We start from the raw sequence: 24,223 nt of genomic DNA on the forward strand, positions 1-24,223 counted from the left end.
TGCAGTTTTTTTGTTAACATAATTCCGCCTAAAAGTGACTGAATCGAAAAAACATCAATATTTTCGGGATTGAATGTATAAAATAGTTGCTATTATCTCAAAGTCATGAGTTAATGTGCATCGGCCTGTTTAGCAGTCCTATTTGATGTATGATTACTGAGTTAGTGTGTTCTAAAGAAAAAAGTTATCACAGATAGCCTTTGACCGTGACGCTTCATCTTGGTGTTTCCCTGATTAAATAGCTGACTCTGGCCCATATATGCCAAAAGGCAAGTTTTTTTGATGTTATATAGGAAAAGTCAAATGTCCGACAAAATGAAAGGTCAAGTTAAGTGGTTCAACGAGTCTAAAGGCTTCGGTTTCATCACTCCAGCTGATGGTAGCAAAGACGTTTTCGTCCACTTCTCTGCCATTCAGGGCAATGGTTTCAAAACTCTGGCAGAAGGCCAGCAAGTTGAATTCACCATTGAAAACGGTGCAAAAGGCCCAGCAGCTGCAAACGTAACTGCTATCTAAGCTAATTGCTTAACTGATTTTCTAAAGCCCGTCCTTTTTAAGGACGGGCTTTTTCATTTCTGAAAAATAAAAAATATAGTGTAAAAATAATTAACATTTAAATCTTTACTTAATAATTAGCCGCATCTATACTCAGCTCACATTAACCTATTGGAGATAAATTACTTGGACAGTCAGAGTTGTAATAAAAACTTAATTTAATTGGCAAGTAATTAATAATCTCTTCTATTAGCTGCTTGCCACTACGGCGGGCGGTGTCTGATGTTCCTATCATTCATACTCCCTGATTTATATAAGAATTTTTCATTTTCGAATGGAATAATCACTGTTGCAGTGAGTGTGTATCATGCAAGTTTATATTTATTCTCTATTCCCTCCGGGCAATAGCTATTAATTACTGAATATTTATTTATTCAGCAATTTGGCATGGGCTTTTTATTTAGCTCATTAATTGTTATCCATTATTTGATGGAGGGATCATTATGTTTTTCACACCGGATATATTAAATCTTTTATCTGCAATGTGCCTTGGTGCATTAATTGGCGCAGAGCGTCAATGGCGTCAAAGAATGGCAGGGTTGCGTACGAATGCATTGGTTGCAACGGGAGCAGCTGTATTTATTTTGAGTTCAGTGACGACTTCTCCTGATAGCCCTGGTCGAATTGCGGCACAAATTGTGTCAGGTATTGGCTTCTTAGGTGCTGGAGTGATCATGCGTGAAGGCATGAATATTCGAGGGCTGAATACTGCCGCAACACTATGGTGTTCAGCAGGGATTGGTGTGTTATGTGGGTTAGGGCAATATTCACTAGCAACAATAGCCACTTTATTGATTTTATGTGCAAATATTTTATTGCGAGAAGCCGCAGCAAAAATTAATCGCCAGCCGCAACAGCAGGAATTGGATGTTGAACAGCGTTATAAAATACGTGTGATGTGTCATCAAGGTGATGAAATCCTTGTTAGAACGTTGATTTTACAAGCCATTAATGGGCTGCATATTCGCTTACAGTCATTGAGTAGCGCAGATACATTGAAACCAGAACAGCTGGAGGTGTGCGCAGAGTTTCTTGCCACGCCTGTCGAGCAAAAAGAGATAGAAGCATTGGTTTGCCGGATTAGTCTTGAGCAAAGTGTCAGTGCTATCAATTGGAAAGTGGCATCTGAGCTACCAGCTTGATTGCTAAAAATTAACTGATTAAAGGAGCCGAAATGGACGAGCACCCCCCGTCTTGGAGATATAAACAGGAGCTATCTGGCTAAAATACAATATTTTCAGTCAGATAGCGTTTAAAAAGTACAACTGTACTCTATAGAGATAACGTTATGACTGAAATAAGGCATCAGCGCAAAGGCGCAAAAGCCCCTGCACGCCAAAAATTCATTGTTGGCGAACAAGCGAGTAAAAGCATTGAGCAGGTTCTCAATGAATATCAAACTAACCTTCTGGGTTTATCTGAAAATGAAGCTCTCGACCGCCTAGTGGTAGATGGTGAAAATGAAGTTGCTCACGAAAAAGCCCCTCCTGCTTGGAAGCAGTTACTCACTTCTTTTAAAAATCCATTTATTTTTGTTTTGATGATCCTAGCGATTGTGAGTTTCTTTACTGACTACGTGATCCCTGAACGTCAAGGTGAAGAGACTGATTTAACAGGCGTTATTATCATTGTCACGATGGTTGTATTAAGTGGATTGCTGCGTTTTTGGCAAGAATATCGAACCAATAAAGCGGCAGAAGCTTTGAAATCCTTGGTAAGAACTACAGCAACGGTATACCGGCGCGACAATAGAACAGGGCGTTCTATTCGCAAGGAAGTGCCAATCAAATGCTTAGTACCAGGGGATATCGTTTTATTATCAGCTGGAGATATGGTTCCTGCGGATTTAAAACTGGTTGAATCTCGAGATCTATTTATCAGTCAAGCCATTTTAACGGGGGAATCTATCCCGGTTGAAAAATATGACACTCTCGCAAATGTGTCCGCAAAAAGTTTAGAACCCGCATCACCGACAGAAAATGAATTACTTGAAATTTCAAATATCTGTTTGATGGGCACCAATGTGACAAGCGGTACCGCGAGAGGGATTGTGGTGGCAACGGGGAGCAAAACGTACCTAGGTTCGCTGGCCAAATCTATTGTAGGAACCCGCGCTCAAACTGCTTTTGATCGCGGCGTGAATAGTGTGAGTTGGTTGCTGATCCGCTTTATGCTGGTAATGGTGCCGATTGTCTTATTAATCAATGGATTCACTAAAGGTGATTGGTTTGAAGCAACACTATTTTCACTGGCTGTTGCGGTAGGATTAACGCCTGAAATGTTACCGATGATAGTGAGCTCAAACCTTGCAAAAGGGGCGATAGCCATGTCTAAGCACAAGGTTATCGTTAAACGGCTCAATGCTATTCAAAACTTTGGTGCGATGGATGTACTCTGTACGGATAAAACGGGAACATTAACGCAAGAACGCATCATTTTAGAGCATTATCTCGACAGTAATGGACAAAAAGATAGCCGAATTTTGCAATTGGCATGGTTGAACAGTTTCCATCAAAGTGGTGCCAAAAATATGATGGATCAGGCAATTATTCGACGGGGCCGTGGTAATGATAAGGTCGAGCAGTTGAAGGCTTATCAAAAAATTGATGAACTACCATTTGATTTTATTCGCCGAAAATTATCTGTCACCGTAAAAACCCCTGAAGGTGATGCTTTATTGATCTGTAAAGGGGCTGCGGAAGAGATGCTAGCTGTTTGTCATAGTTATCAGCATGATGGACATACCACCTTATTAGATGCTCAAGCTAAAGCTAGGATTTCGGAGCTGGTCAGTGACTATAATAAACAGGGTTTCCGGGTATTACTGCTGGCAACGCGTTCACTAAATGATGCTGAGGCTTTGTTACCGTTATCGGCTCAAGCAGAACAACAGCTTGAGTTACAAGGTATTCTTACATTTTTAGACCCTGCAAAAGAGAGCGCTATTTCGGCTATTGCTGCACTAAGAGAAAATGGCGTGATGGTCAAAGTCCTCACTGGTGATAATGCGGTGATCACTGAAAAAATTTGCCATGATGTAGGTTTGAATATCGATGAGATCATGACAGGTCTTGAAGTCGAGGCAATGAGCGATGATGAGCTGAAAACGAAAGTTGAACAAGTTTCCGTTTTCTGCAAATTAACCCCTCTGCAAAAATCTCGGATCCTAAAACTATTGCAAGCAAATGGACATACTGTCGGTTTTCTGGGAGATGGAATCAATGATGCCCCCGCTTTACGGGATGCCGATGTAGGAATATCTGTGGATACGGGGACTGATATCGCGAAAGAGTCTGCGGATATCATTCTGTTAGAAAAGGATTTGATGGTATTAGAACAAGGCGTTATCAAAGGAAGAGAAACGTTTGGGAATATTATTAAGTATTTAAATATGACCGCTAGTTCTAACTTTGGAAATGTATTTTCCGTTCTGATTGCCAGTGCATTTATTCCGTTCTTACCGATGCTAGCTATTCATTTACTGGTTCAAAATTTGCTGTACGATATGTCTCAATTAGCATTACCTTGGGACAAAATGGACAAAGAGTTTTTAAAACGTCCACGTAAATGGGATGCGAAAAATATTGGACGATTTATGATTTGGATTGGGCCAACATCTTCCATTTTTGATATCACAACATTTGCTTTGATGTGGTATGTATTCCAAGCCAATAGTGTGGCCCATGAAGCACTCTTTCAATCCGGTTGGTTTGTTGAGGGATTATTGTCGCAAACCTTGGTCGTTCATATGTTACGGACACAAAAAATTCCCTTTATTCAAAGTACGGCTGCATTACCAGTGTTACTGACAACGGGAATTATTATGGCTCTTGGGCTTTATATACCGTTCTCATCATTTGGTTCGATGATTGGCTTGCAGCCTTTACCAATGGAATATTTTCCTTGGTTAGTGCTGACACTCGTCAGTTACTGTTTTGTCGCACAAGGGATGAAGCATATTTATATTAAACGCTTTGGAACTTGGTTATAACATGGTTGGGTTACGTGACTTGAGCGGGACCCATCGCTAGAAATTAATTAAAAAAAAAGAGCCATATAGGCTCTTTTTTTTAACAGAGTAGGAAAGATTACTGCAGACCTAAAGCTGTTTTCATTTGTTTCATCGCATCAATGCCTTGCTGGCAAGCTTGATCTTGTTGGTCTTTAGGTAAAGCAGCAACTTGCTTTTTGCCTTCTTCTAACTGACCTTTCATCGCATCTAATTGAGCTTTGGCTTGTGGGTTCTCAGAAGCTTTAGCAATTAAGCTATCAACTTCAGCGAAGTAAGCGTTACAAGTTTCAGTTGCACCAGCAACTTGACCTTTTTTCTCTTCTTCTGAGCACGCAGTGATTGTTAATGCCAATAAACCCAGTCCACAAGCTAAAATCATCTTTTTCATAATCAACCTTATTAAAATTATTTATATATAAAGCAAATTAAGTATATAAGAGGATCTTCTTTTATCAATGTAACAAATCCTAAAAAGGAAATTAATAATTAATTCAAATGGTTAATCTTTAACATAAATATTTATGCTTTATAAATGACTTTTGTAGCGATAATTATCTATCGTGCTTTTTGCTAGCTTATTGTGACGTATGAAAAATAAGAATGGATTATTATTACTGGGTATAAATACGTAATTGATACTGAGATCTTCTATTCATGAAATAAGAATAACCGCATAAAGTATCTAGTGAGTAGCAAACTGTTTTGTAAAAAATACGTTAAGTAGAAGTAACTAGAAATTGTGTGTGATATGAGGAAATTAAACTCCTTATAACTTTTCTAATGATGTTAATAACTTTTTTTCATATACAGTAAAAATAATTAAAATTCAGAAACAGTGTAAAAAATAATTTACATGTCACGTATAAAACTGGATTATCGAATATTTGTAGAATTAATGGCTGTACATTTAAAATGCGATTATAGAAGTGAAAAGTGAGCTATATCACAAATTTATCAATAAAATGCTTTTCACTATATAATATTGATTTTTAAATTAAATTTCCTTTGAACCTTTAGGGGGTTATCAGGTAAAGTCTCTGCCTTCAAGGGGGACCTCCTTTCGAATCTTGGTTTTTTAAGTGATAAAACTTTGCTATTTAGGTTAACAACGATTAGGTTCGTTAGGTTGACGCTAGGTCAAATTTGCGTGCAAAATTACTCTCATAAGAAATTCGCCAAAGTGTTTTAGACAGGTTAGAATGCTTCGGACAAAGGGAAATAAATTTTCTTACATTACATTCCCAGAAGGATCCACCTTACAAAGGGAAAGTAAGAAAATGAGATGAGGCAATTACGCTTATCTCGATATGCAACATAGCAGACAATCATTAATGCTATGGGCATGGTATGTATGTAACCGGATTTATCTTGTTACTTTTTATTTTTATAATTACACACAGGGCTTTACCATTATGTCTGCTTCTATTGTAAAGAAACGGCCGTTGAGTCGTTATATTAAAGATTTTAAACACAGCCAAACTCATTGTGCACACTGTAATAAAACTCTTGATCGTATCTCCCTCGTATTCAACGATGGTATCTTAAATAAAGAAGCTATCGCTGACATGACCGATTTGGTTGATGAAGCGGCTTGGGGCGAACTTCAAGGGCAATTTACAGCACTTTGTCGTTTTTGTAGCGAAATTTTCTGTAATAGCAATACAGACTATTTCGATATTATGTCTTTTAAACAGTATTTGTTCTTACAGACAGAAATGAGTCATAGCACCGTCCGCGAGTACGTTGTTCGTCTGCGCCGCTTAGATGAACTGCTGTCATCCTCTAACTTTTCAATGAAAGGCTTTACCGCAAGTAAAGTTCAAGAACAGTTGAGCGATAAAATGACTGATTCAGCATTTAGCAACTACAATATTGCACTACGTAAATATGAGCAGTATTTAAGCTGGCAGTCAGAAAAAAACTAATAATATTTTAAGTTAATAAAAATAGTTGGTTATACGATTATTTTTAATACTAAAATAGGCAAATAGGTGTCCAATAGGGCACCTTTTTTATTTTTGAATAATAATAAACATACATGATATAAATTGAACAGATTTAGAATTAAATTTCATCAACTGTTATAGCCAATACTTAATATATGATTATAAAAATTAACAAAAGCTATTTAATTAAATTTATAGATAAATAAGGATGACAAAAAACAAAAAAATAGTGAATATTCTGAGTTAATGATAAAAGAATAGAATATTATGAATGTAGCTCAAGAGTTTATAGTGAGGAGAGAGCCTGAGTTAATCTGCCTATATTATATTGGACTGAAAAACTCAGGCTTTTGCATATTATCCGATAGTCATTAAGCTCGCATTACCACCTGCTGCGGCAGTATTCACACTTAAAGAACGTTCATGTACTAAGCGTTCAATGAGCAAGTTAGTTTCACCACGCTCAAAGCCTTGGACAGAAATAATCGGCCCTTTGCGTTTGGCAATCGCTTCACAAACGTGTTTCAGTTGATCGCAATCTCCGTGATAAATCACACCTTCAATTGGCTCCACGGTGTTTTGCCAATCTTTGGTGAATGATATAGTTTTGCGGACTTTTTCTGGCAGTGACTTAAATAGCTTCTGGTGCAGTTCGCTATTTTCCCACAGTGTTTGACAACCACTTGCGAGCACGGCAGATAACTGAGTCAAACAATCGCGTTCATTATCGCTAAGGCATAAAATAGTACCGCGTGGACGCAAGGTGTAGGTGTTTTTTTCACCTGTTGGTCCTGGTAATAAACGTGTTGTACCGGCTTGCGTTAAACGTGCAAATTGTTCAACCGTAGATTGTTCAATTATGGATTGCTCAACATCAGTTTTCTGTTTTTGTGCCCATGCAGAGAAAGCTTCAAATGGTGCTAGCAACTCTGTGCGAGCACTTGCGTCCATTGGTAAATGGCCATCTTGCTGCTCCAGTGTTTGGCAAACTGCATTCTCGGGACGTTCACTTAATAAACGGTAGAGATAAAGCGGTCCACCCGCTTTTGGCCCTGTACCTGAAAGCCCTTCACCACCAAATGGTTGAACCCCGACGACAGCACCGACCATATTGCGGTTAACATATAAGTTGCCCACTTTCGCCTTAGCAACCACTTGGTTGATGGTTTCATCAATGCGGGTATGAACACCTAATGTTAATCCATAACCTGCGGCGTTTATTTGGTCAACTAATTGTTCTAACTCATCACGTTTGAAGCGAACAACATGCAGAACCGGTCCGAAAATTTCTTTTTTCAACTCACCAATATTATCTAACTCAATCAGAGTTGGTTTAACGTAGGTTCCTTCTGCCTGTTCTTGCTGATCTTGGCTATCCGTAAAGACGGCTTGGAAAACGGTTTTGCCTTTACTGCGCATTTGTTGAATGTGTTGGTCAATATTCTCTTTGGCTTCACTATCAATGACAGGACCAATATCGGTAGATATGTGCTCAGGATTACCCATCCGGCACTCTTCCATCGCACCTTTTAACATGCGAATTGTTCGGTCAGCGACATCTTCTTGAACACACAGAATGCGCAATGCGGAGCAGCGTTGACCGGCACTGTCAAATGCAGAGGCGACGACATCGGTGACGACTTGTTCTGTGAGAGCGGAAGAATCAACAATCATCGCATTCAATCCGCCAGTTTCTGCAATAAGCGGAGTTGGGCGGCCTTGAGCATCTAAGCGACCCGCAATATTGCGCTGCAATAAGCCTGCGACTTCAGTTGAACCAGTGAACATCACGCCACGAACGCGCTGATCACCGACCAATTTTGCGCCAATCGTTTCGCCTTTTCCCGGTAAAAATTGCAGGACATCACGAGGAATACCGGCTTGGTGCATAATGGATACCGCAATAGCACCAATTAATGGCGTTTGTTCCGCGGGTTTAGCCAATACGGTGTTACCTGCGGCTAATGCCGCTGCAATTTGTCCAGAGAAAATAGCTAATGGGAAATTCCATGGGCTGATACAAACAACAGGGCCAAGAGGGCGGTGAGTGTTATTATCAAAGTCGTCACGGACTTGAGTAGCATAATAATTTAAGAAATCAACCGCTTCACGCACTTCAGAAATCGCATTGGCGTAAGTTTTCCCGGCTTCACGCACCAGCACATCCAATAATGGCTGCAATTGTTGTTCCATAATGTCGGCAGCACGTAATAGGATAGCTGCGCGCTCAGATGGTGGCGTTGCAAACCAAATTGCGCCAGCATCCGTCGCGATATTCAGCGCATGTTCAGCTTCTTGTTCACTGGCTTCACGAACTTTGCCAACGATGTCGCGATGGCAGGCTGGGTTGATAATTGAGACGGCTTCAGGAAGATCTTGTTGTGCAATAAACTCGCCACCCAGTAAAGGCTCCGCGATTTTCTCTTGTGCTGCGGCATTGAGTAATGCGCTCGAGAGTGATGCTAAGCGGTGTTCGTTAGATAAATCTAAGCCCATTGAGTTAACACGGCGAGTTCCATACAGGTCACGCGGTAATGGAATTTTAGGATGCGGTAAACCAATTTGCCCTTCGGCTTTAGACAGTTCACGAACATCTTTAACCGGATCAGAAACCAATTCATCTAATGGGATCGTGGCATCCGCAATTCGGTTAACAAACGAAGTATTTGCTCCGTTCTCTAAGAGGCGGCGGACTAAGTAAGCTAATAATGTTTCGTGGGTACCGACAGGGGCATAAATACGACATGGTCGGTTGAGTTTACCGTCAGCTACTTTACCAACCACTTGTTCATATAATGGTTCGCCCATGCCATGTAAACATTGGAATTCATACTGGCCGGGGTAGTAGTTTTTACCTGCAATTTGGTAGATGGCCGATAATGTGTGTGCGTTATGTGTTGCAAATTGTGGGTAAATTAAATTAGGAACAGACAGTAATTTGCGTGCGCAAGCGATATAAGAAACGTCGGTATACACTTTGCGGGTATAAACTGGATAACCTTCTAAGCCATCAATTTGCGCACGTTTAATTTCGCTATCCCAATAAGCGCCTTTAACAAGACGGATCATCAGGCGGCGTTGGCTGCGTTCGGCTAAATTGATAATTGAGTCGATAACAAATGGGCAGCGTTTTTGGTAAGCCTGAATGACAAACCCAATACCGTTCCAGCCTGCTAATTTCGGCTCAAAACACAGTTTTTCGAGTAAATCTAACGAAATTTCTAAGCGGTCTGCTTCTTCAGCATCAATGTTGATACCAACATCGTATTGGTGAGCTTGCAAGACTAAAGAAAGTAAGCGCGGATACAGTTCTTCCATCACGCGAGCGTATTGTGCACGGCTATAACGCGGATGCAGTGCTGATAATTTGATGGAAATACCCGGTCCTTCATAGATCCCGCGTCCATTCGATGCTTTACCAATTGCGTGGATCGCTTGTTGGTAAGAGACCATATAATCTTGGGCATCTTTTTCGGTTAATGCAGCTTCACCCAGCATATCGTAGGAGTAGCGGAAACCTTTGTCTTCTAATTTACGTGCATTGGCAAGGGCTTGGGCGATGGTTTCGCCGGTGACAAATTGTTCACCCATTAAGCGCATTGCCATGTCCACGCCTTTTCGTACTAACGGTTCACCACTTTTACTGATAATGCGATTTAACGAGGAGGACAGTTTTGCTTCGTTGTGGGTAGAGACTAATTTACCCGTAAATAAAAGCCCCCATGTTGCTGCGTTCACAAACATTGAGCTGCTTTGACCAACATGGGATTGCCAGTTACCCGCACTGATTTTGTCTCGGATCAGGGCATCGCGAGTGGCTTTATCGGGGATACGTAATAACGCTTCGGCAAGGCACATTAATGCCACACCTTCTTGAGAAGATAGGGAAAACTCTTGTAATAACCCTTGGACTAAGCCTGAACGACCAACCCCATTTTTTTGATTACGTAATTTTTCTGCAATGGAGTAAGCCAATTTATGAGCTGCATCAGCTTGCTCAGGGGGCAGCTCAGCTTGCTGTAAAAGCATTGGTACGGCTTGAGTTTCAGGAACTCGGTATGCCGATGTAATTGCAGAGCGTTTCACGGATTGGGGCAAAATATGCTCAGCGAACTCAAGGAATGGCTGATAAGGGAGCTCAGGAGACGAAATTTCATCACCAGAATGCTGATCTTTTGTATCCAAAACCGTTGATAATTCAGGTATAATTTGGTTGTTATCGAGTTGCTCTAAATAATTATATATAGCTTGTTTAATAAGCCAATGGGATGTGCGATCAAGACGTTGAGCGGCGGCTTTAATGCGGTCACGAGTTTCTTCATCAAGTCTCACACCCATAGTTGTTGTGCTACTCATCTTAATTCCTTCCTTTTCACAGGTGTTAAATACCAAAAGTTACACACCATTATGATGATGTTGCAACTTTGTGCAACATTGTTAATGTGTCATGTGAAGAAAATGTGAAACAACTCTTATTTTTATGAGTGATTTATGATGCCCATTGATTGGGTTTTTATAATTTCCTTATAAATCAATGTATTGATTTCCATTCCAGGATGGTGGCAAGTTAAACGCTTAATTAAGAATTTGACTTAAAAGTTTAACATTTGTGATGTGTCTTTTATTTATTGAATAAAAAATAGTTAATTTCTTGTTAAAAGCATCTGAGTCTGTCTAGCATGATGTGGCAAAGTTATTGAGTTATTGCAACACAAACAATCACAACATAGATAAGGTGTGCATCAAAAAACGCAGAATTGTGCAATTAAGTGCAACACCTTGAGATTAAAAGTTATCAAAGAAAATTATAAAGATAACGACAAAATAGACGCACTATGGAGACGACAGGATGACTGTAAGCACTCCGATGATCATTATGTTCATCGTATATATCACGGGTATGTTATTGATCGGCTATTTAGCCTATCGCTCAACGAAAAACTTTGATGATTACATTCTAGGGGGACGAAGTTTAGGTAGTGTGGTAACCGCATTATCTGCAGGGGCTTCAGATATGAGTGGCTGGTTATTGATGGGTTTACCAGGCGCTATTTTTCTCGCTGGGATCTCTGAAAGCTGGATTGCGATTGGTTTATGTTTAGGGGCTTATTTAAACTGGTTATTTGTTGCGGGGCGCTTACGTGTACAAACTGAGAAAAATAATAATGCCTTAACGCTACCAGACTATTTTACGAGCCGTTTTGAAGATAATAGTAAGATTTTACGTATTATTTCTGCAGTTGTTATTTTAGTTTTCTTTACTATCTATTGTGCATCTGGAGTTGTCGCGGGGGGCTTGTTGTTTGAAAGCACCTTTAATATTAGTTACGACAAAGCTCTGTGGTTAGGGGCATTGGCGACCATTGCTTATACCTTCTTAGGTGGTTTCTTAGCGGTAAGTTGGACAGATACTGTTCAAGCCTCTTTGATGATTTTTGCCCTGATCTTAACGCCAATTGTCGTGATTTTATCCCTTGGCGGGTTAGATACTTCAATGGAAGTGATTAAAGCTAAAAACCCTGAATATCTTGATATGTTTAAGGGAATGAACTTTGTTGCCATCTTGTCATTGCTAGGTTGGGGGCTGGGTTACTTTGGGCAGCCTCATATTCTGGCGCGTTTTATGGCGGCAGATTCACATCGTACGATCCGTTCAGCACGCCGTATCAGTATGACATGGATGGCATTATGTTTAGGCGGAACGATTGCCGTTGGCTTCTTTGGTATCGCTTATTTTGAAAATAATCCTGCATTAGCAGGTTCTGTGATGAAAAATAATGAACGTATTTTCATGGAATTAGCCGGATTACTGTTTAACCCATGGATTGCAGGTATCTTGTTATCCGCGATTTTGGCGGCGGTAATGAGTACATTGAGCTGCCAATTACTAGTATGTGCCAGCGCATTAACCGAAGATTTATATAAGCCATTCTTCCGCAAATCAGCTAGCCAGAAAGAGTTAGTGTGGGTAGGGCGCGGAATGGTGCTGTTAGTCGCGGCGATTGCAATTTATATTGCTCAAGACCCAAATAACAAAGTCTTAGGATTGGTGAGTAATGCATGGGCAGGTTTTGGTGCCGCGTTTGGTCCAGTCGTTTTGCTCTCTGTTATGTGGAAACGTATGACACGTACTGGGGCATTAGTAGGAATGGTTGTCGGTGCGGTAACGGTATTAGTTTGGATGAAATTCAAATGGTTAGGTTTATATGAAATCATTCCAGGCTTTATCTTTGCGACCATCGCTATCATTGTTATCAGCTTGATAACTAAGGCACCAAGTGCAGCAGCACAAGCTCGTTTTGATGAAGCAGAAGCTGAATACAATACAAAATAATAGATAGATTTGGTTATCGATAACAAAAAGGCTGAAAGGGAAACCTTCCAGCCTTTTATTTTTTATTAATTGCTTATTCGTCAAATAATTAACGCTGTTTACGGCGTTTTACAACTTGGTAGCCAATAAACAGAATAACAAACCACAGTGGCGTCGCAATTAATGCTTGTCGGGTGTCATGTTGGAACGCTAATAACACAACCATAAAAGCAAAGAAGGCGAGACTGACCCACGACATAAAAATCCCCCAAGGCATCTTATAGCGAGATGCGGCATGTTTTTCTGGGCGATTCTTACGGAAACTCAAGTAGCTTAATAAAATCATACTCCAGATAAACATGAATAAAATAGCAGACACGGTTGTGACTAAAGTGAATGCATGCATGATATCGGGAATAAAGTAGATCAAAACAATACCGAAACTTAGGCAGATACAGGTGAAAATTAAGCCTGTTGCGGGTACCGCTTTTTTTGATAACTGGCTAAATTGTTTCGGCGCATCTCCCTCTTTAGATAACCCAAACAGCATACGGCTGGTGGAGAAAACGCCACTGTTTGCCGATGAAGCCGCAGAGGTAAGTACCACAAAGTTCACGATACTGGCAGCAGCAGGCAGGCTGATTAGCACGAACATTTCCACAAAAGGACTTTTATCCGCCAAAATGGTGCGCCAAGGGGTAACGGCCATAATCACAATCAGGGATAACACATAAAAAGCAATGATCCTAATCGGGATCGCATTAATGGCTTTGGGCAGGGATTTTTCAGGATCACGGGTTTCCGCTGCGGCGGTACCCACTAATTCAATTCCCACAAAGGCGAAAATAGCAATTTGGAATCCAGCAAAGAATCCACTGAGCCCCATTGGGAACATTCCGCCATCGTTCCAAATATTACTTAAGGATGCAGTGTGTCCGGTCGGTGATTGGAAATTCATCGCAATCAACGTACCACCGACGGCAATTAGCGTCACAATGGCGACAATTTTGATCATCGCGAACCAGAACTCCAGTTCACCAAACAGTCGAACAGAAACTAAGTTAAGCGTCAGTAGCGTGGCAACGCAGATAAATGAAGTCACCCATTCCGGGAAATTAGGTACCCAGAAACTGATGTACGAGGTGATCGCGATAATATCGGCTATTCCCGTGATAACCCAGCAGAACCAGTAAGTCCATCCCACAAAGAACCCAGCCCATGGACCGATTAAATCCGCAGAAAAATCACTGAAAGATTTATAGTCTAGGTTGGATAGCAGTAATTCCCCCATGGCTCGCATGACAAAAAACAGCACAAAGCCGATGATCATGTAGACAAAGATAATAGAGGGACCCGCAAGGGATATGGTCTTTCCTGACCCCATAAATAGCCCTGTACCAATGGCTCCGCCAATGGCAATTAATTGAATATGACGGTTACTGAGGCTACGTTTTAGTTGATTTCGGTCAGAAGATGGCCGAGAAGTGGTTGTCGTTGCATTTTCTTCCATATTGTTATTTATCCGATAGTCATTGTGATGTTAGCCCACACTATTTTTTTAAGTTTGAGGCTGTGTTTGCTTGAAATATTGTGACATAAATCTCAATTAGAGTAAGAGAAAATTTACAAACGGCTGAGAGACCGCTGGTTTAACCAACGGATCCCCCTTGTTTATTAACACTGTTAACGAAAAATTAACCTAAAAATAAAAATAGCAGAATAAGAGGAAATGTACCAAATACTTCAGTCTAAATAATGACAGTTGGGGTATTGGAAATATATAAGAGTGATTAAGCTTATTTTTTAACTGAAAATGCCACGTTTTTTCTTATTTTTAACAGTTATCGTTATAGGTTATTTCTAAACGATAGGACTAACTGTCACTTTCACATCATATCCCACGACAAATAAGGCCTGTTCTAGTGCTTCAATCTTTGATGCATATTGTAGGTCAAGTAACCGTTCTATTTGTTGAGCACTGATATTGAGTATCCGAGCAAGTTTGCTTCGAGGGGTTTGAGTTTCAAGAATGGCATTGTGTAGTGCGATTTTTAAGCAACTCAATACAGGCAAATGAATAACAAACGCACCAGCTACCGAATTTTGGGGAAGAGGTATAGGATTTCTTAGTGTAATCAGCTCAGAAAGTGTGGCTAGCAATGTTTCTTGAGCCTCTAGTTCTACATCCTCTGCGCAATAAGTCACGCCTTGAATATCGGGAAAGTCACAAAAGTTAATTTCGTATACACCTTCATCTTCGACAAATTCAACTGTTGCTAAATAATTAAACATAGTAAACCTCAAAAATTAATTTCTTTATAAGATAAATAGTACAAACGCCACAGAATAAACAATGAGTAGCATGTTAATAAAATGAAAAACGGATGGCGATAGTTTGTAGATTGACACTTTTTACTGATTATAAGACTGATTGGTTAAAGAATAGGTAGGTTTCATAATGAAACAATCGTGTAAACCCGTTACCTCTTTGTGAGCCAAGTCCCAGTTTTAACAATATTTTATCCACTCCTTATCTCAGTATCAATATGCCAATTTTACCCTTTTAGTCATCATATAATTTTTTAAATAAAACATATGAGAACGGATACGTATCTTAATTCGAATAAGCGGTTATACGTAATTTTGTCATTGTGGTTAAGTAATTTGTTAAAATAAAAGTATATAGTAACATGCGTATATCATCACATTTGGTTACTAACTAGTAAATAAACTGCGATATGTACGCGAGGGTAATAAGTTAAATTACCTATTTACATAAGTCATATTTTTGATGCGGGGCATGCTTGTTTACACATAAAAGTAGTGAACTTAGATAACCATCTTATTGTTTATAAATTCGCTAGCAGAATGGTGCTTAGTTCTTTTATTTTTTTCTTATATCAATAACTCAGTGCGCTAACTAATGCTGTGGCTTGAATTTTTTATGCAAAAAACAATAGTGAAATAGGTTAATCAAATGTTTGAAAAGTTAATTTAATTAAAATGAGTTTGTCATACAAAAATAACAATCTTGCTTATTAATATGGCAATACTCGATGACAATTTCATCTGAAATCTTTAATGGTATTACCTGTTTATAAAATGGACTTAATTAGATTTTTTAATGTTATTGTCATTGGTTAATAATAAGACAGTTAAATTTAATTAATATAAGATCACAGGGGAATAATAATATGTATGACAAATTTAGCTTTAATCTAACCAAGGAAAAATTGAATTAATTTGATTGAGATTTTTAATTTTGATTAAACACATTGAAAAATAATGTTTAATTTTTATTCCTAAGTTACCGATATTACTAAGTCTTTAAACAAATTGCATTTTTACGGGAGCCATAAAGATTGATTTAGATCAATATGCAGATTCTTTCGTTATGCTTGGTGTTTATCGCTTATAAATTCCCTCATATGGGTTAGTTTTTTACTTAAAATGCTAGTATTTGACTTATGGTAAATCTAAATGTTGCGAATATTTAAGATAAGTAGGATTAAGATATAGTTGTAATAAAGAATTGCTAATATATAGATGGGTAATTATCCCGATAGACCAAAAAGAAACATAAGTGTCTTGAATAGTTAATTTAGTGGTGCATAATAATTAACGGCTAATAATGAAATCGGTATATTCTGAGATTTACAAGAAATGCTAACTTTTTAGCCACTCGTTATTGTTGTAGGTAATCAGGAAATATATTTAATTTAAGTTTGAACCTGTGTGTTTATATACTCCAAACTGGGTATTTCAATGGACCTCATGGGATAGTAATGGACTACACTATCCAGCTTTAATTATTTTCATATTTAAAACTTTGGTTAACACATTCGGCTCAAATTGATATTTGTTCTTTCTGCATGCAGATGTTAATAATTATTCGAAAGGTATAAAAAAATGAGCTCTACCACTGATTTTCTGAAGCATATATACGATATTAATCTTTCATATTTGCTTTTAGCTCAAAAGCTTATCGCCCAGGAAAAAGCCACTGCCATGTTCCGTCTCGGAATTTCCGATTCGATGGCAAACACTTTAGCAGAACTTTCTTTACCTCAATTGGTTAAATTAGCGGAAACAAATCAGCTAATCTGTCAATTTAGATTTGAAAACAGCGATACGATTGAAAAGCTTACTCGAGATTCTCGAGTTGATGAATTACAGCAAATTCATACGGGTATCCTACTTTCGACCCGACTATTGCAAACGCATAATGAGTCCGATTCAGATATAGCGAGAAAAAGATGAGTAGCGTAGCTGAGAAAAGTATCGTCAAGGAAGCTAATGATATTCGTTTGGCAATGGAATTGATTTCTCTTGGGGCTCGCCTGCAGATGTTGGAAAGCGAAACTCAAATTAGTCGTGGACGTTTAGTGCGTTTATACAAAGAACTCAGAGGTTGCCCACCACCAAAAGGGATGCTCCCTTTTTCAACGGATTGGTTTATGACATGGGAACAAAATATTCACTCATCCATGTTCTATAATGCCTATCAGTTTTTACTGAAAACCGGTCAATGTGAAGGGGTTGATGCTATTCTCAAAGCTTATCGACTCTACCTAGAACAGTGCCCACCCAGTGCCGGAGACGAGCCAATTTTGGCATTAACCCGCGCGTGGACATTAGTTCGTTTTGTGGAAAGTGGCATGTTGCAACGTTCCGATTGCAATTGCTGTAGTGGTTCATTTATCACCTATGCTCACATTCCTGAAAATAGCTTTACGTGCAGCTTGTGCCAGCCGCCATCACGAGCGATAAAAAAACGTAAACTTTCCGAGCATCTCGCCGATATTACGGAATATCGACAAGATGGCATTACCAAAGCGGTAATGTAATTGGATTAATTTGGTTTACAGGCAATTTCATTGCCTGTCCTTCCTCATATTCCCTTTGACTGCCATCTGTTAACCAACGGAGTGAAAGGGAATACTGTGTTAATACTCATCGGATATATCATTGTTACAGCTGCCGTTATCGGTGGCTATGTCATGGTCGGTGGTCATCTTGGCGCGCTGTACCAACCAGCTGAGTTTGTCATTATTTTAGGGGCTGGTTTAGGCGCATTTGTTGTGGGTAACAGTGGTAAAGCCATCGTTGCATTATGCAAAGTATTACCAGGACTCTTCCGTCGCTCTTCTTACAACAAAGCCATGTCAATGGACTTAATGGCTTTGTTATTTCAGCTTTTGAATAAATCTCGTCAACAAGGTCTACTTGCGCTCGAAAAAGATATTGAAAACCCGCAAGAGAGTGAGATTTTCTCCCAGTATCCTCGCATTATCAAAGATCAAACAGCCATGATGTTTATCGTGGATTATTTACGTTTAATGGTGACAAGTAACCTGCAAGCGCATGAAATCGAAGCATTAATGGATGAAGAACTCGAAACATTCCGTCAAGAAAATGAAGTGCCTGCATCCGGTTTGAACATGGTGGGTGAATCCATGCCTGCATTCGGGATCGTGGCAGCCGTTTTGGGGGTGGTGAATGCACTTGCAGCTGCAGACCGACCCGCGGGTGAATTGGGTGCCTTGATTGCCCATGCAATGGTAGGAACTTTCCTCGGTATTTTAGTGGCTTATGGGTTTATTTTGCCACTGGCTAGTTTAATTCGTCAGCGCAGTAGCGAACAATTAAAAATGATGGAGTGCATTAAAGTCACTTTCCTCTCTTCGTTGCAAGGGTATGCCCCTCAAATTGCGGTTGAATTTGGTCGTAAAGTCTTATTTAGCGTTGACAGACCATCATTCCTTGAGCTGGAAGACAAAGTCCGCGAAGTCAAAGTCGGTAATCGTGCAACAGAAACTACTGAGGAGTAATCGCTAATGGCAGCCAATGGCCCTCAAATTATTCGTGTTAAGAAAAAAGGCGGTCATCAGCAGCACGCCCACGGTGGAGCATGGAAAATTGCTTACGCTGATTTTATGACCGCAATGATGGCATTCTTCCTAGTTATGTGGTTGATCTCCATCTCCAGCCCTCAAGAATTAACCAAGATAGCGGAGTATTTTCGTACCCCGCTCAGTACTGCCATCAACCCAGGAGCGAAAAGCGGAGATGCCACTAACCCCATTCCCGGCGGTGGAAAAGATCCTATTTTTCGTGATGGTGACGTGATGCCAGAGCCAAATAACATCATTTCCGGTGATGCAAATTATCGCTTTGAAAAATTAAAAGAAAATCTTGAGCAAGCGATTTTACAAGACCCGCGTTTGAATGAATTAAAACCCCATTTATTGATTGACATGATCAACGATGGCTTACGAATTCAAATCGTAGATAGCGCCAATCGCCCTATGTTTAAAGTAGGTTCTGCCACCGTTGAACCTTACATGCGCGATATTCTGCGTGCCATTGCGCCGCTACTTAATGATGTCCCGAACCGCATTAGTATTTCAGGGCATACAGATGATTTGCCGTATGCCAGCGAAGCCTATTACAGCAATTGGGAACTCTCATCCGATAGAGCCAACGCTTCTCGCCGTGAGCTGATCATGGGGGGAATGGATGAGCGTAAAGTTTTACGCGTAGTAGGGATGGCCTCATCCATCCATTTAGACAAACAAAACGGCTTAGCACCCGTCAACCGGCGGATCAGCATCATCGTATTGAATGAAGATGAAACAAATCAAATTTTACATGAATACGATGGCGCAACACCGATTAACGATGTGCTGAAAAAAGGCCCACAAGATGTGCCAATACCGGCAAACAGTGATGTCGTGACTGTGAAGGTGACAAATTCACCCGAAAAACAGTAATGACAAAAACCATAATCACCCGAATCTCACTACTGCCGGACTTATCCGGCAGTCAGTGTTAAGTGAAACTTAAGCGAAATTGGATAAAAAGCATGGATATTACCGAGTTTTATCAAACATTTTTCGATGAAGCCGATGAGTTGCTTAGGGATATGGAACAGCATTTGCTTGAGCTTGATCCTATTGACCCAGATAGCGAGCAGCTCAATGCCATATTCCGCAGTGCCCACTCAATTAAAGGTGGGGCGGCAACCTTTGGTTTCACTCATCTACAAAATACCACGCACACCTTAGAAAACTTGCTCGATAAGGCACGTCACGATGAGCTGACATTAACGCCAGATATTATTGACGTTTTCTTAGATGCAAAAGATGTGATGGTGTCCCAATTGGATGCCTATAAAAACGACTCATTACCGGATGATGAGACGTTCAAGCGCATTTGTGATGTGCTCAAAAGCATTGAACATGATGTTAGCGAAATCGGCCCGGAAGAGGTTGCCGCTATTGTTAACGTGAGTACCGAAGAGACTGATGGTGCGACGACGGATGAGCCTTCCTCAGAAACTGCGATACAAACCCATGCTGCATTGACAAATAACGAATTTTCTCACTATTTCATCATTACGTTGAACGCATTGAAATCAACAGAAGTGGATGTATTAGCGGATGAATTAGGCTTATTCGGTAGCTTATTTGGCTCTGAAAAAAGTGATTCCAGTTTAAAAGCGTGGCTAGGAACCAATACGGATATCGAAGATATCTGTGGTGTACTTTGTTTCGTCGTGGATGAATCTCAAATCCAGCATAGCGAAATCAGTTTTGAAGAATGCCAGAGTGCAACTCAAGGCACTAGCCAGAAAAGCAAAGTCGCTGCAACTCTCGAAGAACTAGAGGCAACGGTGGAAGAGTTGGCGGCAATGGTTGAAACACCAGCTGAACCAGTTGAAGCGTCTCCAGCGGTTGCACCAACACCTGTTGCGACACCAACGTCAGCACCATCTTCGACATCTTTAGTATCGTCATCCGCAGCCGCTAAAAAAACCGCCGCTGCGAAGCCTAAAGGGGATTCAAGCAGTATTCGTGTTGCAGTTGAAAAAGTTGACCAACTGATCAACTTAGTGGGCGAGCTGGTGATCATCCAGTCAATGCTGACGCAGCATAGCCAACAAGTTGACCAAAACGAATATGCGGATTTGCTCAGTTCTATTGTTCAATTAGAGCGTAACTCACGGGCTCTACAAGAATCAGTTATGTCCATTCGTATGATGCCGATGGATTATGTCTTCAGCCGTTTCCCACGTATGGTGCGCGATATTGCCTCTAAACTGGGTAAGAAAATCGAACTGAAAGTGGAAGGTAGCTCAACTGAATTAGATAAGAGCCTTATCGAACGCATCGTCGATCCACTCAATCACCTTGTCCGTAACAGTCTCGACCATGGTATTGAAAAACCAGAAGTTCGCTTGGCAAATGGCAAACCTGAAGCGGGAACATTAACGCTCTCTGCGGCGCATCAAAGCGGCAATATCTGCATCGAAGTACGCGATGATGGAGCCGGGCTAAACCGCGAACGAATTCTGGCTAAAGCTCGCTCTCAAGGTATGAATATTCACGATGGCATGACCAATGATGAAGTTGCGATGTTGATCATGGCACCGGGCTTCTCTACAGCAGAAGTGGTGACGGATGTTTCAGGGCGCGGTGTTGGAATGGACGTGGTTAAACGAAACATTCAAGACATGGGCGGACGTATTCAAATCGGTTTCACGGAAGGCAAAGGCACCATCATTCGTATTTTACTGCCGTTAACCTTAGCCATTCTTGATGGTATGTCAGTCAAAGTTTCTGACGATGTATTTATCGTGCCACTTAGCGCGATTATTAGCACATTACAGCCGCGTCCAGAGGATATCTATCGCCTCGCAGGTGAGGAAAAAATGCTGCTTGTTCGCGGTGAATATTTACCTCTGGTCGAGTTGCATCACGTCTTTTCTATCGAAAATGCAGAGCCAAATCTCGCCAATAGTATTGCGCTGATCATCCAAAATGCGGGGCATCGCTTTGCTTTATTGGTTGACAAGCTAGTGGGGCAGCAGCAGGTCGTGGTGAAAAATATCGAAAGTAATTATCGCAAAATTCCGGGAATTTCGGCTGCCACCATCATGGGTGATGGTTCTGTTTCTCTGATTTTAGACGTCGCAGAATTGCAGAGAATGAATAACAACATTTTGATTAATAAGAAACAGCCTGTTTCTCAACCAGTAATGCACTAAATAGAGGTTATATACCATGTCTATGTTAGATGACGATTTAAACAAGCTTGAAGAAGAAAAGAATGGCGAAGGCTACCTCATTTTTACGCTTGGTGAAGAAGAGTACGGAATCGAAATTTTAAAAGTGCAGGAAATTCGTGGTTATGAGCAAGTGACTCGTATCGCGAACACCCCTGACTTTATTAAAGGCGTCACCAACCTGCGTGGCGTCATTATTCCGATCATCGATCTGCGCATTAAATTTTCCCATGAAAACGTGGTTTACAACGACAACACCGTTGTCATCGTTGTTAACTTAAAAGACCGTGTTGTGGGAATTGTAGTTGATGGCGTTTCTGATGTGCTGGTGCTGCATGAAGAACAAATTGCACCACCGCCAGATTTCGCTGTGACATTATCCACTCAGTATCTGACCGGGCTGGGAACAGTTGGCGAACGTATGTTGATTCTGGTTGATATTGAAAAATTATTGACCAGTGAAGAGATGGCGTTAATCGACAATATCGCGGAGTAACGTGTCATTTGATGCGTTAAATACGCTGATAATTTGCTCAGAAATGGTAAGTGTCTGACTAAAGTTTTTGAGCAACTGTCCGATATCCAAACTACAACAACACTATGTTAGTAAAACACCATGTACAGTCGAATTAAAATCGTATCAGGACTTTTGTCCGTTATTTTTGTGTTTATTTTATTGCAGCTGGTATCGAGTGGTTTGATGTTTACCAAACTCGGCGATAACAGCGACAGTATTAATTATTTGAATTCTCTCCAACGCCAAAGACTCGTTCTGACTCAAAGCTGGGTCAATTTATTGCAAGCTCGTTCTGACTTAAACCGCGCAATTAACGCGTATTTATTAGAAGAGTTAAGCATTAAAGATGATGCTTCTGCTGCGGATCTGATTGCTTCAGCGAAAGGTAAATTCAAAGCTGCCGATGAAGCGTATGACAGCTACAGAAAGTTGATGGCAAACGCAGATGTGGATAAGGGGTTATTTGATAACTTACTGAAATCCTATGAGGATTATCGTGTTGCATTAACCAAACTGTCGGAATATGCAGAGAAGGGGGACTTAAACGGTTTCTATGCGCATAGAACGTCAGGGTTACAAGCCAAATTTGAAGAGCAATTTGGTCTCTATTTTGCTGAAATCTCCTCAGATTTTGAAAATGAAGTGGTGAATGCAGAATCCAATTACCGCCAATCTCTGTATTTGCTGGTTATTTTATCGGTACTGTTGGCGGTGATCAGCGTGATTAGCTATCGCTATGTGCGTAAAGGGATCACTGAGCCATTAAATACGCTGATCGAGCGCATTAAAGTGTTCGCTTCAGGGGATTTAACGCCAAAAATTGATACCTCAGCGAACAATGAAATTGGTGAGCTAGCGCGTGGTGCTCAGCATATGCAACAAGAGCTGATCAACACAGTTCGTGGTGTACTGGATGGTAGTGAAACTATCTATCAGGGTACCACTGAAATCGCGGCGGGTAACAATGACTTATCTTCGCGTACCGAGCAGCAAGTGGCTTGCTTAGAAGAAACGTCTGCTAGCATGAGTGAGCTGACAGCAACGGTCAAGCAAAACACCGAATATGCTCATCAAGCCAGTGAGTTTGCAAGCCAAGCTTCTGTTATCGCAAAAGAAGGTGGAAAAGTGGTGTCTAACGTGGTTCATACCATGCGCAACATCGCAGATAGCTCACAAAAAATCTCTGATATTACCGCTGTCATCGATAGCATTGCTTTCCAAACCAATATTCTTGCACTGAACGCTGCCGTTGAAGCTGCGCGTGCTGGTGAACATGGTCGTGGATTTGCCGTAGTTGCCGATGAAGTCCGTAGTCTTGCTCAACGCAGCGCAGATGCAGCAAAAGAGATCAAAGGCTTGATTGAAGACTCTGTTTCTAGAACAGACGTTGGGGCTCGACAAGCAGAAGATGCTGGCGAAACCATGACAAAAATTGTCGACTCAGTCACGCGAGTTACTGACATCATGACGCACATCGCAACCGCGTCTGATGAGCAGAGCAAAGGTATTTCTCAAGTGAGTATTGCCGTGGAAGAGATGGACAAAGTGACTCAGCAAAATGCCTCGTTAGTTGAGCAATCCGCCGTTGCTGCAAATGTACTGGAAGAGCAAGTCGCTAAGCTTTCCCAGTTGATCTCCATTTTCCGTTTACCTGCAATGGATCAAGCAAAAGTACGCAACGCACAACCTGCACCAAGAACAGTATCTAATATTGTTAAAACACCAGATTTATCCAAAATCGCATCGAAAAATCATAAAGATGACGATAACTGGGAAACCTTTTAAGGGTAAATCTATTCGAGCGCTGTGAGAG

Annotated in this window: 16 protein-coding genes; 12 read left to right on the forward strand and 4 right to left on the reverse strand. The window is 40.6% G+C overall.

The window, feature by feature from the left end:
- Nucleotides 1–303: 303 nt before the first annotated feature.
- From cspE to mgtA, 3 genes are all read left to right on the forward strand, one after another.
- Nucleotides 304–516, forward strand: coding sequence for a transcription antiterminator/RNA stability regulator CspE (gene cspE, locus LDO73_RS06275; protein WP_004909801.1), 213 nt, complete (start codon nt 304–306; stop codon nt 514–516).
- Nucleotides 517–998: 482 nt separating this feature from the next.
- Nucleotides 999–1,697 carry an MgtC family protein gene (locus LDO73_RS06280; protein WP_224060666.1) on the forward strand — a complete coding sequence of 233 codons (699 nt, stop codon included), beginning with the start codon at nt 999–1,001 and terminating at the stop codon, nt 1,695–1,697.
- 146 nt (nt 1,698–1,843) lie between these two features.
- A complete protein-coding gene (mgtA, locus tag LDO73_RS06285; protein WP_224060667.1) occupies nt 1,844–4,546 on the forward strand; it encodes a magnesium-translocating P-type ATPase in 2,703 nt (900 codons plus the stop codon).
- Between the two features lie 97 nt (nt 4,547–4,643).
- On the opposite strand, the gene LDO73_RS06290 is transcribed toward mgtA, so the two are convergent.
- Nucleotides 4,644–4,955, reverse strand: a complete 312-nt coding sequence (locus tag LDO73_RS06290) for a DUF5339 domain-containing protein (protein ID WP_006657479.1) — start codon at nt 4,953–4,955, stop codon at nt 4,644–4,646.
- Nucleotides 4,956–5,979: 1,024 nt separating this feature from the next.
- Between LDO73_RS06290 and fliZ the strand changes: the two genes are divergently transcribed.
- A complete protein-coding gene (fliZ, locus tag LDO73_RS06295; protein WP_224060668.1) occupies nt 5,980–6,492 on the forward strand; it encodes a flagella biosynthesis regulatory protein FliZ in 513 nt (170 codons plus the stop codon).
- A 378-nt stretch (nt 6,493–6,870) separates the two neighbouring features.
- Here fliZ and putA read toward each other — a convergent pair whose 3' ends face one another.
- Nucleotides 6,871–10,869 (reverse strand): trifunctional transcriptional regulator/proline dehydrogenase/L-glutamate gamma-semialdehyde dehydrogenase, encoded by a 3,999-nt coding sequence (putA, locus tag LDO73_RS06300; RefSeq protein WP_224060669.1) that lies wholly within the window; start codon nt 10,867–10,869, stop codon nt 6,871–6,873.
- 493 nt (nt 10,870–11,362) lie between these two features.
- Between putA and putP the strand changes: the two genes are divergently transcribed.
- The gene (gene putP / locus LDO73_RS06305) at nt 11,363–12,847 is read left to right on the forward strand and encodes a sodium/proline symporter PutP (RefSeq protein WP_224060670.1); all 1,485 of its coding nucleotides are present in this window, start codon (nt 11,363–11,365) and stop codon (nt 12,845–12,847) included.
- An 88-nt stretch (nt 12,848–12,935) separates the two neighbouring features.
- On the opposite strand, the gene cycA is transcribed toward putP, so the two are convergent.
- Both cycA and LDO73_RS06315 read right to left on the reverse strand, forming a co-directional pair.
- Nucleotides 12,936–14,336, reverse strand: coding sequence for a D-serine/D-alanine/glycine transporter (gene cycA / locus LDO73_RS06310; RefSeq protein WP_224060671.1), 1,401 nt, complete (start codon nt 14,334–14,336; stop codon nt 12,936–12,938).
- A 350-nt stretch (nt 14,337–14,686) separates the two neighbouring features.
- A complete protein-coding gene (locus LDO73_RS06315) occupies nt 14,687–15,118 on the reverse strand; it encodes a hypothetical protein (protein WP_224060672.1) in 432 nt (143 codons plus the stop codon).
- Nucleotides 15,119–16,735: 1,617 nt separating this feature from the next.
- Here LDO73_RS06315 and flhD point away from each other — a divergent pair.
- The 7 genes from flhD to LDO73_RS06350 all read left to right on the forward strand — a co-directional run bounded on the left by flhD (nt 16,736) and on the right by LDO73_RS06350 (nt 24,195).
- Nucleotides 16,736–17,086 carry a flagellar transcriptional regulator FlhD gene (gene flhD / locus LDO73_RS06320; RefSeq protein WP_036951507.1) on the forward strand — a complete coding sequence of 117 codons (351 nt, stop codon included), beginning with the start codon at nt 16,736–16,738 and terminating at the stop codon, nt 17,084–17,086.
- Nucleotides 17,083–17,673 carry a flagellar transcriptional regulator FlhC gene (gene flhC / locus LDO73_RS06325; protein ID WP_224060673.1) on the forward strand — a complete coding sequence of 197 codons (591 nt, stop codon included), beginning with the start codon at nt 17,083–17,085 and terminating at the stop codon, nt 17,671–17,673. Before flhD ends, flhC begins: the two co-directional genes overlap by 4 nt.
- 96 nt (nt 17,674–17,769) lie before the next feature.
- Nucleotides 17,770–18,657, forward strand: a complete 888-nt coding sequence (gene motA / locus LDO73_RS06330; RefSeq protein WP_224060674.1) for a flagellar motor stator protein MotA — start codon at nt 17,770–17,772, stop codon at nt 18,655–18,657.
- 6 nt (nt 18,658–18,663) lie between these two features.
- A complete protein-coding gene (gene motB, locus LDO73_RS06335; protein WP_224060675.1) occupies nt 18,664–19,599 on the forward strand; it encodes a flagellar motor protein MotB in 936 nt (311 codons plus the stop codon).
- A 92-nt stretch (nt 19,600–19,691) separates the two neighbouring features.
- Nucleotides 19,692–21,875 (forward strand): chemotaxis protein CheA, encoded by a 2,184-nt coding sequence (gene cheA / locus LDO73_RS06340; RefSeq protein WP_224060676.1) that lies wholly within the window; start codon nt 19,692–19,694, stop codon nt 21,873–21,875.
- A gap of 16 nt (nt 21,876–21,891) precedes the next feature.
- Entirely contained in the window at nt 21,892–22,389 is a 498-nt protein-coding gene (cheW, locus tag LDO73_RS06345) for a chemotaxis protein CheW (protein ID WP_006662059.1), read from the forward strand.
- 120 nt (nt 22,390–22,509) lie between these two features.
- Complete coding sequence (locus LDO73_RS06350; RefSeq protein WP_224060677.1) at nt 22,510–24,195, forward strand: methyl-accepting chemotaxis protein; 1,686 nt, start codon at nt 22,510–22,512, stop codon at nt 24,193–24,195.
- Nucleotides 24,196–24,223: the final 28 nt, after the last annotated feature.

It is taken from the genome of Providencia alcalifaciens (genome assembly GCF_915403165.1).
In the GTDB taxonomy this organism is placed as follows: Bacteria; Pseudomonadota; Gammaproteobacteria; order Enterobacterales; family Enterobacteriaceae; genus Providencia; species Providencia alcalifaciens_C.

What these genes read in the sequence shown, in the direction of transcription:
- cspE (WP_004909801.1), top strand. Translation starts at nt 304, where the DNA reads ATGTCCGACAAAATGAAAGGTCAAGTTAAGTGGTTCAACGAGTCTAAA.
- LDO73_RS06280 (WP_224060666.1), top strand. Translation starts at nt 999, where the DNA reads ATGTTTTTCACACCGGATATATTAAATCTTTTATCTGCAATGTGCCTT.
- mgtA (WP_224060667.1), top strand. Translation starts at nt 1,844, where the DNA reads ATGACTGAAATAAGGCATCAGCGCAAAGGCGCAAAAGCCCCTGCACGC.
- LDO73_RS06290 (WP_006657479.1), bottom strand. Translation starts at nt 4,955, where the DNA reads ATGAAAAAGATGATTTTAGCTTGTGGACTGGGTTTATTGGCATTAACA.
- fliZ (WP_224060668.1), top strand. Translation starts at nt 5,980, where the DNA reads ATGTCTGCTTCTATTGTAAAGAAACGGCCGTTGAGTCGTTATATTAAA.
- putA (WP_224060669.1), bottom strand. Translation starts at nt 10,869, where the DNA reads ATGAGTAGCACAACAACTATGGGTGTGAGACTTGATGAAGAAACTCGT.
- putP (WP_224060670.1), top strand. Translation starts at nt 11,363, where the DNA reads ATGACTGTAAGCACTCCGATGATCATTATGTTCATCGTATATATCACG.
- cycA (WP_224060671.1), bottom strand. Translation starts at nt 14,336, where the DNA reads ATGGAAGAAAATGCAACGACAACCACTTCTCGGCCATCTTCTGACCGA.
- LDO73_RS06315 (WP_224060672.1), bottom strand. Translation starts at nt 15,118, where the DNA reads ATGTTTAATTATTTAGCAACAGTTGAATTTGTCGAAGATGAAGGTGTA.
- flhD (WP_036951507.1), top strand. Translation starts at nt 16,736, where the DNA reads ATGAGCTCTACCACTGATTTTCTGAAGCATATATACGATATTAATCTT.
- flhC (WP_224060673.1), top strand. Translation starts at nt 17,083, where the DNA reads ATGAGTAGCGTAGCTGAGAAAAGTATCGTCAAGGAAGCTAATGATATT.
- motB (WP_224060675.1), top strand. Translation starts at nt 18,664, where the DNA reads ATGGCAGCCAATGGCCCTCAAATTATTCGTGTTAAGAAAAAAGGCGGT.
- cheA (WP_224060676.1), top strand. Translation starts at nt 19,692, where the DNA reads ATGGATATTACCGAGTTTTATCAAACATTTTTCGATGAAGCCGATGAG.
- cheW (WP_006662059.1), top strand. Translation starts at nt 21,892, where the DNA reads ATGTCTATGTTAGATGACGATTTAAACAAGCTTGAAGAAGAAAAGAAT.
- LDO73_RS06350 (WP_224060677.1), top strand. Translation starts at nt 22,510, where the DNA reads ATGTACAGTCGAATTAAAATCGTATCAGGACTTTTGTCCGTTATTTTT.